The 13,686-nt window shown below is 56.3% G+C and carries 11 protein-coding genes and 1 pseudogene; 8 read left to right on the top strand and 4 right to left on the bottom strand.

Annotation, left to right across the window (positions count from 1 at the left end; genetic code table 11):
* Positions 1 to 73 precede the first annotated feature (73 nt).
* Both PI91_RS17305 and PI91_RS17300 read left to right on the top strand, forming a co-directional pair.
* Positions 74 to 2,854 carry a flavocytochrome c gene (locus PI91_RS17305; RefSeq protein WP_023325579.1) on the top strand — a complete coding sequence of 927 codons (2,781 nt, stop codon included), beginning with the start codon at positions 74 to 76 and terminating at the stop codon, positions 2,852 to 2,854.
* Between the two features lie 94 nt (positions 2,855 to 2,948).
* On the top strand, positions 2,949 to 3,911 hold the full coding sequence (locus tag PI91_RS17300) for an FAD:protein FMN transferase (RefSeq protein ID WP_008500295.1): 963 nt from the start codon (positions 2,949 to 2,951) through the stop codon (positions 3,909 to 3,911).
* Here the strand turns inward: PI91_RS17300 and dcuR are convergent.
* Positions 3,892 to 4,611, bottom strand: a complete 720-nt coding sequence (dcuR, locus tag PI91_RS17295; protein WP_008500296.1) for a two-component system response regulator DcuR — start codon at positions 4,609 to 4,611, stop codon at positions 3,892 to 3,894. The two genes, PI91_RS17300 and dcuR, sit on opposite strands and share 20 nt — an antisense overlap.
* Entirely contained in the window at positions 4,608 to 6,224 is a 1,617-nt protein-coding gene (locus tag PI91_RS17290) for a sensor histidine kinase (protein WP_039266685.1), read from the bottom strand. The genes dcuR and PI91_RS17290 overlap by 4 nt, the downstream gene beginning before the upstream one ends.
* 165 nt (positions 6,225 to 6,389) lie before the next feature.
* Between PI91_RS17290 and PI91_RS17285 the strand changes: the two genes are divergently transcribed.
* A complete protein-coding gene (locus tag PI91_RS17285) occupies positions 6,390 to 7,253 on the top strand; it encodes an N-acetylmuramic acid 6-phosphate etherase (RefSeq protein ID WP_008500299.1) in 864 nt (287 codons plus the stop codon).
* 56 nt (positions 7,254 to 7,309) lie between these two features.
* On the opposite strand, the gene ompC is transcribed toward PI91_RS17285, so the two are convergent.
* Positions 7,310 to 8,452, bottom strand: a complete 1,143-nt coding sequence (gene ompC, locus PI91_RS17280) for a porin OmpC (protein ID WP_023325575.1) — start codon at positions 8,450 to 8,452, stop codon at positions 7,310 to 7,312.
* Positions 8,453 to 8,736: 284 nt separating this feature from the next.
* Here ompC and PI91_RS17275 point away from each other — a divergent pair, with 284 nt between their 5' ends.
* The 3 genes from PI91_RS17275 (at position 8,737) to PI91_RS17265 (ending at position 11,387) form a co-directional block, all read left to right on the top strand.
* The gene (locus PI91_RS17275; RefSeq protein WP_025913343.1) at positions 8,737 to 9,438 is read left to right on the top strand and encodes a phosphohydrolase; all 702 of its coding nucleotides are present in this window, start codon (positions 8,737 to 8,739) and stop codon (positions 9,436 to 9,438) included.
* A 61-nt stretch (positions 9,439 to 9,499) separates the two neighbouring features.
* Positions 9,500 to 10,915, top strand: coding sequence for a DNA cytosine methyltransferase (locus tag PI91_RS17270; RefSeq protein ID WP_039266684.1), 1,416 nt, complete (start codon positions 9,500 to 9,502; stop codon positions 10,913 to 10,915).
* The gene (locus PI91_RS17265; protein ID WP_008500303.1) at positions 10,896 to 11,387 is read left to right on the top strand and encodes a very short patch repair endonuclease; all 492 of its coding nucleotides are present in this window, start codon (positions 10,896 to 10,898) and stop codon (positions 11,385 to 11,387) included. Before PI91_RS17270 ends, PI91_RS17265 begins: the two co-directional genes overlap by 20 nt.
* Here PI91_RS17265 and yedA read toward each other — a convergent pair.
* Positions 11,359 to 12,272 (bottom strand): annotated as a pseudogene (yedA, locus tag PI91_RS17260) (drug/metabolite exporter YedA). The gene PI91_RS17265 and the pseudogene yedA sit on opposite strands and share 29 nt — an antisense overlap.
* Positions 12,273 to 12,450: 178 nt before the next feature.
* Between yedA and PI91_RS17255 the strand changes: the two are divergent.
* Positions 12,451 to 13,362, top strand: a complete 912-nt coding sequence (locus PI91_RS17255) for a DUF808 domain-containing protein (protein ID WP_008500306.1) — start codon at positions 12,451 to 12,453, stop codon at positions 13,360 to 13,362.
* Positions 13,363 to 13,440: 78 nt separating this feature from the next.
* A complete protein-coding gene (locus PI91_RS17250) occupies positions 13,441 to 13,623 on the top strand; it encodes a YodC family protein (RefSeq protein ID WP_023618677.1) in 183 nt (60 codons plus the stop codon).
* Positions 13,624 to 13,686: the final 63 nt, after the last annotated feature.

Here is a 13,686-nt window from a genome sequence, read left to right as displayed (position 1 = left end):
CGGCAAATAACGACGAACTAAAAAATTAATCCGATAACGAATTCTTAATTTTAAAAAGTTTGGAGTTTCAATTATGAGCACTAACGAACGTATTCTTAGCCCCTTCACATTACCGAATGGCACTGAACTGAAAAACCGTTTGTTAATGGCCCCTATGACCACCTGCACCGGCTATTACGACGGCACCGTCACCAGCGAACTGGTAGAGTACTATCGTGCCCGTTCCGGAAGCATCGGCACCATCATTGTGGAGTGCTGCTTCGTCGACGATCTCGGTCTCGCCTTCCCGGGCGCGATCGGGATTGATAATGACGAGAAAATTGCCGGGCTGGCGAAAATCGCGGAGGCGATCAAATCCAAAGGATCTAAAGCCCTGCTGCAGATCTACCACGGCGGCCGCATGGTCGACCCGAAACTGATCGGTGGCCGTACGCCGGTTGGTCCAAGCGCTGTTGCCGCGCCGCGTGAGGGCGCAGCAACGCCAGTGGCGCTGACTGGCGAAGAAGTGGAAGGCATGATCGGCAAGTTTGGTGAAGCGGTGCGCCGCGCCATCCAGGCCGGGTTCGACGGCGTGGAAATCCACGGGGCAAACACCTATCTGATTCAGCAGTTCTATTCGCCAAACTCTAACCAGCGCGATGACGAGTGGGGCGGCAGCCGCGACAACCGCGCGAAGTTCCCGCTGGCAGTACTGGATATCACCCACAAAATGGTGCGCCAGTACGCGGACGACGCCTTTATTATTGGCTACCGCTTCTCTCCTGAAGAGCTTGAAGTGCCGGGCATCCGCTTTGAAGACACCATGTACCTGCTGGAAAAACTGGCGGCTCGCGGCGTGGACTACCTCCACTTCTCCGTCGGCGCGACCCTGCGTCCTTCCATTGTTGACACCCAGGACCCGACGCCGCTGATCGAAAAATACTGCGCGATGCGTTCTGAAACGCTGGCTCAGGTACCGGTGATGGGCGTGGGCGGCGTGGTGAATGCCGCCGATGCCAATGAAGCGCTGGACCACGGTTACGACCTGATTGCCGTTGGCCGTGCCACCATCGCTTACCCGGACTGGACCGACCGCATCGCGGCCGGGGAAAACCTGGAGCTGTTTATGGACAGCACCCAGCGCGAGGCGCTGAACATTCCTGAGCCGCTGTGGCGCTTCTCGCTGGTGGAAGCGATGATCCGCGACATGAGCATGGGCGAATCGAAATTCAAACCGGGCATGTTCACCGAGAAGGTGCAGGACGACGCGAACGAGCTGGTGATTAACGTCAGTCTGGAAACTGACCGCATTGCAGACATCGAGCTGGCCTCTGGCCCGAGCGAAGACGTTGAGTTTGTCACCAGCTTTGAAGAGATCCGTACCCGCATTCTGGATGCCAACACCCCGCACGTGGATGCCATCACCGGCGCAACCAGCCAGAGCGAGGCGGTGAAGAAAGCGGTCTCTAAAGCGATGCTGAAATCCAGCAAAGCGCTGGCCGCGGAAGAGGGCGTTGACCCGAACGAAACCCGCAGCGTGGACGTGGTGGTTGTCGGCAGCGGCGGCGCCGGTCTGGCGGCGGCGATTCAGGCGCACGACGAAGGCGCGAGTGTGCTGATTGTTGAGAAAATGCCAACCATCGGTGGGAACACCATTAAAGCCTCTGCCGGGATGAACGCCGCAGAAACCCGCTTCCAGCGCGTGAAGGGCATTCAGGACAGCAAAGAGCTGTTCTACCAGGAAAGCCTGAAAGGTGGCGGCAACAAGAACAACCCGGAACTGCTGCACCGCTTCGTGGAGAACGCGCCGCAGGCGATTGAATGGCTGGCAACCCGCGGCATCATGCTGAACGATATCACCACCACCGGCGGGATGAGCATTGACCGTACCCACCGTCCAAAAGACGGCTCAGCGGTCGGCGGCTACCTGATCAGCGGCCTGGTGCGTAACGTCAACAAACGCAACATCGAGGTGATGCTGGATACCTCCGTCAGCGACATCCTCTTCGAAAACGGCGAAGTGACCGGCGTGCGCCTGACCACCGAAGAGAACGAAACCCTCACCGTGGCAGCGAAAAGCGTGATTGTCGCTACCGGCGGCTTCAGCGCTAACAGCCAGATGGTGGTGAAATACCGCCCTGACCTGGAAGGGTTCGTTACCACCAACCACAAAGGGGCGACCGGCGGCGGCATCGCGCTGCTGGAGCGTATCGGGGCAGGTACGGTTGATATGGGCGAGATCCAGATCCACCCAACCGTTGAGCAGAAAACCTCGTACCTGATTTCCGAATCCATCCGCGGCGGCGGGGCGATTCTGGTCAATCAGAAAGGGGAACGCTTCTACAACGAAATGTCGACCCGCGATAAAGTCTCGGCGTCAATCATCGCCCTGCCGGAGAAATACGCGTACATCGTCTTTGACGAGCATGTTCGCGCCAAAAACAAAGCCGCGGATGAGTACATCGCTAAAGGCTTCGTGACCAGCGCCAGCTCGCCAAAAGCGCTGGCGGAAGCGCTCGGCATGGATTACCACGCTTTCCTGGCGACCCTGGAACGTTACAACGGTTTCGTTGAAAAACAGCACGATGACGACTTTGGACGTACCACCGCGCTGCGTGCGCCAATCAATGAAGGGCCATTCTACGCCATTCAGATTGCACCGGGCGTGCACCACACCATGGGCGGCGTGACCATCAACACCGAAACCTGCGTGCTGGACAGCAACCACAACGTGCTGCCAGGTGCGTTTGCGGCCGGTGAAGTGGTCGGCGGGATCCACGGCGGCAACCGTATCGGCGGTAACGCAGTGGCAGATATCATCATTTTTGGTACCCTTGCAGGACATCAGGCGGCTCTGCGTTCGAAAAAGATGTAAGGCACCTGCTTCCCAGGCCGGATACGCACAGCGCTATCCGGCATTTTCCCCGGCGGCGCGGAGCTTGCCGGGGCTACTTCTGAGGACTCCTGCCATGCCTGATAGCCATCGCGTTTACAGCTACTCCGCCGTTCTGATGGGCTCGCCCATCCTCCTGAAGCTCTTCTCCCATGACGAAGCCCTCGCGTCCCGCGTGTTTCGCCTGATCAAACAGTATGAAGACCTGCTCACCGTCAACCGCGCGCACTCGCAGGTGATGGACATTAACCATGCGGCGGGCCAGCATCCGGTCACCGTCAGTCGGCCGGTGTTTGATCTGATCCGCTGTGCAAAAGCGGCAAGCTTGCTCAAGGACAGCGCCTTTAATCTGGCGATCGGTCCGCTGGTGAAGCGCTGGAAGATTGGCTTTCAGGGGGACAGCGTTCCGCCTGCCGATGAAATCGCGTCGCTGCTGGCGATTACCCGACCCGAGGATGTTCTCCTTGACGAGGCCAGCAGCAGCGTGTTTCTGACCAGAGCGGGGATGGAGATCGATCTGGGAGCGATTGCCAAAGGCTATATCGCCGACCGGGTGCGGGATTACCTGCATAAAGAGGGCGCGGAGCTGGGGCTGATTAACCTCGGCGGCAACATTCAGACGTTAGGCTCGCCGGAAGGGGGCTGGAGCGTCGGGCTGAAAAAACCGTTCGCCGGAGATGCGCTGATCGGCACGATGATCGTTGAGAACGTCTCCGTCGTCACGTCGGGAACCTACGAGCGCTATTTTGAACAAGACGGCAAACGCTATCACCACATCCTCGATCCGCGCACCGGTTACCCGCTCGATAACGAACTGGACAGCGTCACCATCATTTCGAAAGATTCCATCGACGGCGATATCTGGACCACGCTGATGTACGGCATGGGCGTGGAGAAGGGCTGTGCCGCGCTGCGTGCGCGCCCCGACATTGAGGCCATCTTTGTGACCAAAACAAAAGAAGTGGTGTTCTCTTCAGCACACCACTTCCGCTTTACCCTGCTGGATGATACCTACCGCGTTACTGACAGTATTGCTTGAGCAGGCCCGTTTGCTCCGGCTGGAGACGGTAGCGATACACCGGACGCCCGGTGGCGCCGTAGTGAATGCTGGTGAACAGAATATTGATTTGCGCCAGCCAGATCAGGTATTTGCGGCAGGACACGCGGGAAATATTGACCGCGTTTGCCAGATCGTCGGTGGAAAACTCCGTCTCCGGGTGAGCGTCAATCCACTGGCAAATCGTGCGCAGCGTTTGCGGCGTTAACCCTTTCGGCAGCTTTTTGCTGTCCGCCAGTTCCGGCGCCCCGCCGTGGATCAGCCGGTCGACGTCCGCCTGCTCGTAATACTGGTGCGACCCCATCAGGCTGTGCTTGGCCTTCCAGCCGTTCAGCGCCTCTTCAAAGCGCGGGAACTGGAACGGCTTTATCAGATAATCCACCACGCCGTAATGGATGGAGGTCTGGATCGTCGCGGCGTCGGCGGCCGAGGAGATCATGATCACGTCGATTGGGCGGCCGGATGCGCGAATCACGGGCAGCAGATCCAGCCCGTTATCCTGCTGCATATAGACATCCAGCAGCACCAGATCGACGGGCTGGCTGGGGTTATTAATGATGGCCTCGGCCTGGCTTAGCGTGGAGGCGACGCCGCAGCAGCTAAAGCCTTCAACACGGTTGACATACAGACGGTTGAGGTCGGCTACCATGGCGTCATCATCGACAATTAACACATTTATCACGCGATTTTCCTCTCGCTATCCCAGGGGATGTGAACAAAAAATTGGGTAAATACGCCGGGCTCAGACTCGACGGAGATATCGCCGCCAAGGTTCTGAATCTGCTGGCGAGCAAGGAACAGCCCAACGCCGCGGTTTTCACCTTTTGTTGAGAAGCCCTTTGTAAAAATAGACTCCAGCTGAGTGGGATCAATGCCGGGGCCATCGTCGCTGACTTCACAGCTGAGCCAGCCATTCTGATAATGCAGCAGCAGGCCGATCTCGCCCTCCTGCTGTCCTTCCATCGCGTCGAGCGCGTTTTCAATGAGGTTGCCCAGCGCGGTGATCAGCACCGCGACCTGCTCTTCACTTGCGGTATCCGGTATCTGGCTTTCATCCGCCAGCGTCAGGGTGACGCCCGCTTCTTTCGCCCGGTTGATTTTACCCAGCAGGAACCCGGCAACCACCGGGGATTTTACCTTGCTCTGTATCGTACCGATATCCGTCTGGTAATGATGTGCCGTCTGGAGAATGTACTCTTCCAGCTTGTCGTAGCGCTTAATATTCAGCAGGCCGAGTATCACATGCAGTTTATTCATAAACTCGTGGGTGTGAGCGCGCAGGGCATCAACGTAGTTAACCATGCCGTCCAGACGCTGCATCAGCTGGCTGACTTCCGTTTTATCACGGAAGGTGGTGATGGCGCCGATCACCCGATCCTGACTTTTCACGGGGACCATGTTGCACAGCAATAGCCGACCGTTGCAGCTGATCTCCTGATCCTGGCGTGCGACGCCCGTCTTCGAGACGTCACGCAGGCTGGCCAGCAGGGGCGCGCTGGTGTTTTCGGTCTGCTTGCCGGAGGGGAGAAGCAATATTTCTCTGGCGGTCTGATTAATCATCGTCACGCGGCCGTGTATATCAACGGCCAGAACACCCTCGCGAAGCGACTGCAGCATCGCCTGGCGCTGTTCGAACAGGGCGGAGATTTCGTAGGGTTCGAGCCCGAACAGAATGCGCTTCAGAACCCGCACCAGACCCCAAATCGCCATAGAACTCATAAAAATACTGAACAAAATGGTCCAGACGGCGTTGAGCCGCCCGCGAGCGATCTGCTCTTCAACCTTATTCAGGGAGATTCCGACGACCACCACGCCAATCTGCTCGTGCTGCGCGTCGTAGACGGGCGTAAAAACGCGCAGCGCTTCGGCGAGCGCGCCCCGGTTAACCGAAACGTTCTCTTTGCCTTCCAGCGCGGGGGTTAAATCGTCACCGATAAAATGCAGCCCGAGCAGCGCCTCATTCGGATGAGAGTAGCGGATCCCGCGCATATCAGTGACCACGGTGAACAGCAGATCGTTTCGCTTCGTCACCGCCTGGGCGATGGGCTGAATAATGTTCTCCTGCGGTGCCTGCATCAGGCCGCGCTGGATCTCGGGGCTGTCGGCGAGGGTGCGGGCAATGCCGAGCGCGGTGTCTTTGACATCATCGCGCGTTGCGCGGGTGATCTGCACCGAATAGAGCGCAAAAACCACCAGCAGAACTGAACCGATAATCGCGCACACCATCAGCGTGACCAGCGTATTGAGTTTCATGGGGCGCTTGCGCGTCAAAAGGAAAGGCTGCAAATCGCTCATCAACACTCCGCGATGATTAAGTAAGAGGGTAATTATCGCCGATGACGCGCTTTTCTTAAAGCCATGTAAAAGCGTGGATTTGGTCCTCTTTTCGTGACCCTCCTCGCAGGTCATCTATATAAAACACTTTATAGTGTGTGGGTACTCATAATAAGGAGGCTGTTTATGAGCATTATGCTTACCGGTTCGGTCAAGGAAAGACGGCACGCCAGCACGATGAATATCGATAGATTGTCCACGCTGGACATGCTGAAAGTCATTCACCAGGATGATGCACTCATTTCTGCTGCTATCACCCCTTGTTTACAGACGATTGCCCGTGCGGTGGATAACGCTGCCGCGACCCTCAATCACGGTGGTCGCCTGGTCATTGTCGGGGCGGGGCCGTCTGGCCGTGTCGCGCAACAGGTTGCCGATGACTATGCGCCGGGCAAAACCCCTGTGATGGCCGTAACGGCACAAGAGGGGGAAGGGAGCTACGAGCGCGGCGTTTCCGACCTGCAGGCCATTAAATTTGGTGAACACGATATGATGCTGGCCGTGACCGTCAGCGGAAAAACGCCGTGGGTCTGGGGAGCGATGCGGCATGCATGGTCGCTGGGTTCGCCGGTCGCCGTGATTACCGGTGATGCGCAAAGTGAAGCCGCGCAGCTGGCGAGTATGGTTATAGCCCCCGAACTGGGTGCCGATGTGGTGGCCGGCTATCTCAACACCAAAGCGGGGATCGCGCAAAAAATGATCCTCTCGATGATCGCTACCGGGCTGGCCGTTCGAACCGGGCGCGTATACAGCAACCTGCGGGTGGATCTTGAGGCAAGCAACACCAAATGGGCCGAACGTCAAATCGCCATTGTAATGGAAGCGGGGGGATGCTCCCGGGCGGAGGCAAAAGCGGCGCTGGAGAGCTGTAACCATCACTGTAAAACAGCGGTATTGATGGTGCTGACAGGGCTGGATGCGTGGAAAGCTCATGAGCTGCTGGCGCAGAATAACGGGTTTATCCGCGTGGCGCTGCAGGAAGCGCCGTAATATGTACCGTTAAGAAATAAAAAAGGCCGCAGATGCGGCCTTTGATATTTTAGAGGTTAGAACTGGTAGGTCATACCCACACCAACGATGTCGTCGGTGGAAATACCGTATGCGTCATACAGCGCTTCATCGTTGTCCAGCATGTTGATTTTATAATCAACATAAGTGGAGAAGTTTTTGTTGAAGCTGTAGGTCATGCCCAGGTCGATGTAGTTAACCAGATCCTGATTGAATCCTTTACCGTCCAGATCTTTACCTTTTGAGTAAACCCATGCCAGGGAAGGACGCAGACCGAAGTCGAACTGGTACTGTGCAACCGCTTCAAAGTTCTGAGTCTGGTTGGCGATACCAACGTTGCCGATTGGCGTCATGTTGCGGGTCTCCGCATACATCATCGCCAGGTAAACGCTGTTTGCGTCGTATTTCGCGCCAACGGTCCAGGCTTCAGCTTTTTCGCCACCCGCAAAACCGATGCTTTCTGCGGCTTTGCCGTAGGCAACCTGATCGTTGGTACGGTCAGAAGAAGAGTACGCCGCACCCAGGCTCAGGCCGGACAGATCGCCAGAGAAGTCATAGGAGGTGGACATACCGAAGCCGTCGCCGTTCTGGAAGCGTACGTCTTTATGACCGTTTTTAGTGCCTTCCTGATCTTCGTTAGCGTTAGCACCTTCGTTAGCACCCTGATACTGCAGCGCAAAGTTCAGGCCATCAACCAGACCAAAGAAATCATTATTACGATAGGTCGCAACACCGTTGGTACGGCCAACCATAAAGTTATCAGTCCAGGTGTAGGAATCACCGCCAAATACAGGCAGCATATCGGTCCACGCTTCAACGTCGTACACGACGCCGTAATTACGGCCATAATCAAATGAACCGTATTCGCCAAATTTCAGGCCAGCGTATGCCAGACGGTTAAAGGATTTATCACCCGCGCCTTCGGTATCGTTAGCGTAGGTTTTATATTCCCACTGGCCGTAACCGGTCAGGTCGTTAGTGATCTGGGTTTCGCCTTTGAAACCAATCTGTACATAGGTTTCATCGCCATCGTCGCCAGGGTTGTCAGAGAAGGTATGACGCGCGTCGACCTTGCCGTACAGGTCAACTTTGTTGCCGTCTTTGTTGTACATTTCAGCCGCATTTGCTGCGCCTGCCATTAATAATGCGGGTACAAGAATTGCCAGAACTTTTCTTTTCATTATATATTCCCTTTAAAGATAATTTATATGAATATATGTAATTACCCTCCGTAATTACAGGGTTGATACTATTCCAGGAGATGTGATTTAGTTTCAAAAATAAATGTAATAAAATTCTATGAAATATTTCAAATTATTTCTATAAATCTCTTTATTTTCCCTGTGAATTAATTAATTGAATTTATATGGTGTAATTATTATTAAATATTTCGCATTTCTATTTTTAAATTTATTTAATTTGGCTATGTTATAATTCATCCTCTTTTTAACAACAGGACATGACGATGGAACTGGCCCGGTGGCAGCATGGCTTTGAGCGCTGGCTCAAGGAAAATCATCAGAACGACGATACCGCACATGATATTTCGCATTTTCGACGGGTCTGGATGACGGCGCAAAAAATCATGGTTCACCACACGGTCGAACCGCGGGTGATTCTGGCCGCATGCTATTTTCACGATATTGTCAGCCTGCCGAAAAATCATCCCGAACGCAGTCAGTCGTCAAGGCTCGCCGCGCGTAAGACGAGCGACATTCTGCGCCGCGACTTTCCGGACTTTCCGCCAGAGCATATTGCCGCCGTCGCGCACGCGATTGAGGCGCACAGCTTTAGCGCCGAAATCGCGCCGCAGAGTATGGAAGCCAAAATAGTGCAGGACGCTGACCGGCTGGAAGCGTTAGGTGCTATCGGCCTGGCGCGCGTTTTTGCCGTCTCGGGCGCGCTGGGCGTGCCGCTATTTGACGCGGACGATCCCTTTGCCGATGCGCGCTCTCTCGACGATAGGGCATTTGCCCTCGACCATTTTCAGACCAAGCTGCTGCGTTTGCCTGATACAATGCAGACGGAAATGGGCCGCGAACTGGCACGTCACAATGCCGATTTCCTGATCCAGTTTATGGCGAAACTCAGCGCCGAATTACACGGCGACTGCCTCGGGCTGGATAGCCAGGTGCTGAGCCGCTTCCGTCGCAGTTTGCGCAACTGAACTGTGGTAATCTGTTCCCAGTCTTTACTCTCCGGTTAAAAGAATGCAGGAAAATCGAGCAGTGAAAGAGCCCGCGCCCGCGCAGGCTGAGAAATCAACGGCAACGGTGCAGGCCTTACTGCGCCAGCTGTTGGATATCTATGATGCTAAAACGCTGGCCAGTCTGCTGGTGGCGCACGGCGAAAGCCACTGGAGCCCGGCGATCCTTAAACGTCTGCTGACCAGCGAGCGAGCAGGGCGTCGCCTGAGTGAAGGCGAGTTTCGTTATCTGCAAAACCTGCTTCCGCGACCTTCTGCCGCGCACCCGAACTATGCCTTCCGGTTTATCGATCTGTTTGCCGGTATCGGTGGTATTCGGCACGGTTTTGAAGCTATCGGCGGACAGTGCGTATTTACCAGCGAGTGGAACAAGCACGCCGTGCGGACCTATAAGGCCAACTGGTACTGCGACCCGCACGAGCATCATTTCAACGCCGATATTCGCGATGTCACCCTGAGCCATAAAAGCGGCGTGAGCGATGAGCAGGCCGCCGAGCATATTCGTCAGACGATCCCCGCGCATGACGTGCTGCTGGCCGGCTTCCCGTGCCAGCCTTTTTCGCTGGCCGGCGTCTCCAAGAAGAATGCCCTCGGACGCGCCCACGGTTTCGCCTGCGATACGCAGGGAACGCTGTTTTTTGACGTGGCGCGCATTATTGACGCCCGTCGTCCAGCCATTTTCGTACTGGAAAACGTCAAAAACTTAAAAAGCCACGACGGCGGGAAAACCTTCCGCATTATCATGCAAACGCTGGATGAGCTGGGTTATGACGTGGCCGATTCAGAGGACATGGGCGCGGACGATCCTAAAATCATTGATGGGAAACATTTCCTGCCCCAGCATCGCGAACGTATCGTGCTGGTGGGCTTCCGCCGCGATCTCAATCTGAAGGGGGATTTCACCCTGCGGGATATTCCTTCTCTGTATCCCGAGCGCCGTCCTACCGTGGCCGACCTGCTGGAACCGGCCGTCGACGCGAAATTTATCCTGACCCCGGTGCTGTGGAAATACCTCTACCGCTATGCCAAGAAGCATCAGGCGAAAGGCAACGGCTTCGGTTTTGGGATGGTCAACCCGAACGATCCGCACAGCGTCACCCGCACGCTGTCTGCTCGCTACTATAAAGACGGTGCGGAAATCCTGATCGACAGAGGCTGGGACAAAGCGCTGGGTGAAAAAGATTTCGACGATCCGCACAATCAGCGTCATCGCCCACGGCGCTTAACGCCGCGGGAATGCGCCCGGTTGATGGGCTTTGAAACGCCGCAAGGCTACGGTTTCCGCATTCCGGTTTCAGACACCCAGGCGTACCGCCAGTTTGGTAACTCGGTCGTCGTTCCCGCGTTTGCGGCTGTCGCAAAACTGCTGGCTCCGCGCATCAGACAGGCGGTGGCGCTACGCCAGAGTGAGGCCGTCAATGACGGACGTTCACGATAAGGCCACGCGCAGTAAAAACATGCGTGCCATCGGCACGCGTGACACCGCCATTGAAAAGCGCCTGGCCGCGCTGCTGACGCAGGCGGGCTTTGACTTTCGCGTGCAGGATCCCGCCCTGGCGGGGCGTCCCGATTTCGTCCTCGACGCCTGGCAGTGCATCATCTTTACTCACGGCTGCTTCTGGCACCATCACGACTGCTACCTGTTTAAAGTCCCCGCGACGCGCACCGATTTCTGGCTGGATAAGATTGGCAAGAACGTCGAGCGTGACAAACGGGATCTCTCAATGCTTATTGCGCAGGGCTGGCGGGTGCTGATCGTCTGGGAGTGTGCGCTGAGAGGCAGACTAAAGCTGAACGATACCGATCTGCGCGAACGGCTGGAAGAGTGGATCTGCGGCGGCGGTCAGACCGCGCAGATCGACACGCAGGGTATTCACCTGCTTACGGTTTCTCCACCTCACAAGGCGTGACTACCGGTTTTGCCGGCAGCAAATATTTGCCCAGCGTGACCAGCACGACGGCAAACACGATGATCCCTAAAGCAATCCATTCCACAGGCGAGAGCGTTTCTCCTCCCAGTCCTGTCCCGAGCAGCACGGCCACGACCGGGTTAACGTAGGCGTAGCTGGTGGCGACCGCAGGGGAGACGTTGCGGATCAGGAACATATAGGCGTTAATGGCGATGATAGAGCCAAACAGCGCCAGGTAGCCCACCGCGAGAAAGCCCGACAGGTCCGGCAGCGCGGTCAGCTTTTCTCCCGTCAGGGTGGAGGCCAGAAGCAGGACAATCCCCGCGGCGAGCATCTCAATCGCACCGGCCATCATGCCGGTCGGCAGTTCGATACGCGACCCGTAGACGGAGCCGAACGCCCAGCTCATCGAGCCGATCAGGATTATCACCGCGCCCCACGGATTCCCGCTCAGGTTGCCGCCGATGTTGAGCAGAACAATGCCGGCCAGCCCAATCCCAATCCCCAGCCATTCCAGCTTGCGGGTGCGGATGCCGAAAAGACGGCTGAAGCAGAGGGTAAACAGCGGTACGGTGGCAACGACCACGGCGGCGATCCCGGACGGGACGTTCTGGTGCTCGGCAATCGTCACAAACCCGTTCCCCACTGCCAGCAGCAGCAGACCGATCAGGGCGGCATTCAGCATCGGGCGCAGCGGGGAAGCTTATGCCCGCGCAGCATCAGGAAGGCCAGCAGCAGGATACCCGCCGAAAGGAAGCGGATGCCCGCCATCATCAGCGGCGGCCAGCTTTCCACGCCGATGCGAATGACAAAGTAGGTTGAGCCCCAGATGATGTACAGCGAAAAGAGTGCCCCGATGAGCGGTAGCAATTGCCGGAAACGCATAATCCCTCACGTCGAAATAAAAAGGTCGCTGATAGTAAACGCGAAAACTATCGCGCTGGCGAGCCCTTTAATTGTGTAGCTGATGTGAATTTTTTGTTGACGTAAGGTGCCTGTTTCCGGGTTTGCGCTTTTGCTCCATACTATTCACTTAATTACCAAAAAATGAAGGATTAAGATTTTGGCAGGAAGTAGCTTATTAACATTGCTGGATGATATAGCCACCCTACTGGACGACATTTCAGTGATGGGGAAACTGGCGGCGAAGAAAACCGCAGGCGTGCTGGGCGATGATTTATCGCTTAACGCGCAGCAGGTGAGTGGGGTGAGGGCAAACCGTGAACTGCCGGTGGTGTGGGGCGTGGCGAAAGGCTCCTTCCTGAATAAGGTGATCCTGGTGCCGCTGGCGCTGCTGATCAGCGCCTTTATCCCCTGGGCCATCACGCCGTTACTGATGATCGGTGGGGCATTTCTCTGCTTCGAGGGCGTGGAGAAAGTGCTGCATTCCTTTAGCGCGCGCAAGCAGAGCGATACGCCGGAGGTGCGCCAGCAGCGTCTTGAAGCGCTGGCCGCGCAGGATCCAAAAACCTTCGAGCGCGATAAGGTCAAAGGCGCCATTCGTACCGACTTTATTCTGTCTGCAGAAATCGTCGCGATTACGCTGGGGATTGTCTCTGACGCGCCGCTCCTGAATCAGGTCCTGATTCTCTCCGGCATCGCGATTCTGGTCACCGTGGGCGTGTACGGTCTGGTGGGACTGATCGTCAAGCTGGACGATATTGGCTACTGGCTGGAAGAAAAGTCGAGCGCGGTGGCAAGAGGCATCGGCAAAAGCCTGCTGGTGCTGGCGCCCTGGCTGATGAAGAGCTTGTCGGTGGTGGGAACGCTGGCGATGTTCCTCGTAGGCGGCGGAATTGTGGTTCACGGCATTGCGCCGCTGCACCATGCCATCGAACATTTCTCCTCCACGCAGGGGGCCGTTATCGCGGCGATTCTGCCCACGCTGCTGAACCTGGTGCTGGGCTTTATCATTGGCGCTATCGTCGTTGCGGCGGTGAAGCTGGTTGAGAAAATTCGCGGCACGTCGCACTAATTGTTACCGTCGGCAGGATGCAAAAAGACCATTCCTCGTCTAAATTGAAACAGTTTCACCCTGATACAGGAGGCAGGTATGGTCTTTTTGGTCAGTGATGAAGTTAAGCCTAAAAAGGGCGGCCCACGTATGATCGTCACCGGGTATTCCAGCGGAATGGTGGAATGCCGGTGGCACGATGGCTATAGCATCAAGCGGGAAGCATTCCGTGAAGATGAGCTTCAGCCGGGGGACGGGCAGCACCAGCGGGACAAGGCTTAATCACATAACGCCCGGCTTTGCCGGGCGTTTTTATCTCAGGTTTCGGGTATAGAGCAGTAATCA

The organism is Enterobacter sp. FB, assembly GCF_000805795.1.
Taxonomy (GTDB): domain Bacteria; phylum Pseudomonadota; class Gammaproteobacteria; order Enterobacterales; family Enterobacteriaceae; genus Enterobacter; species Enterobacter roggenkampii.
The sequence above is the reverse complement of the archived record's forward strand: the minus strand, read 5'-3'. Positions and strand labels throughout refer to the sequence as shown.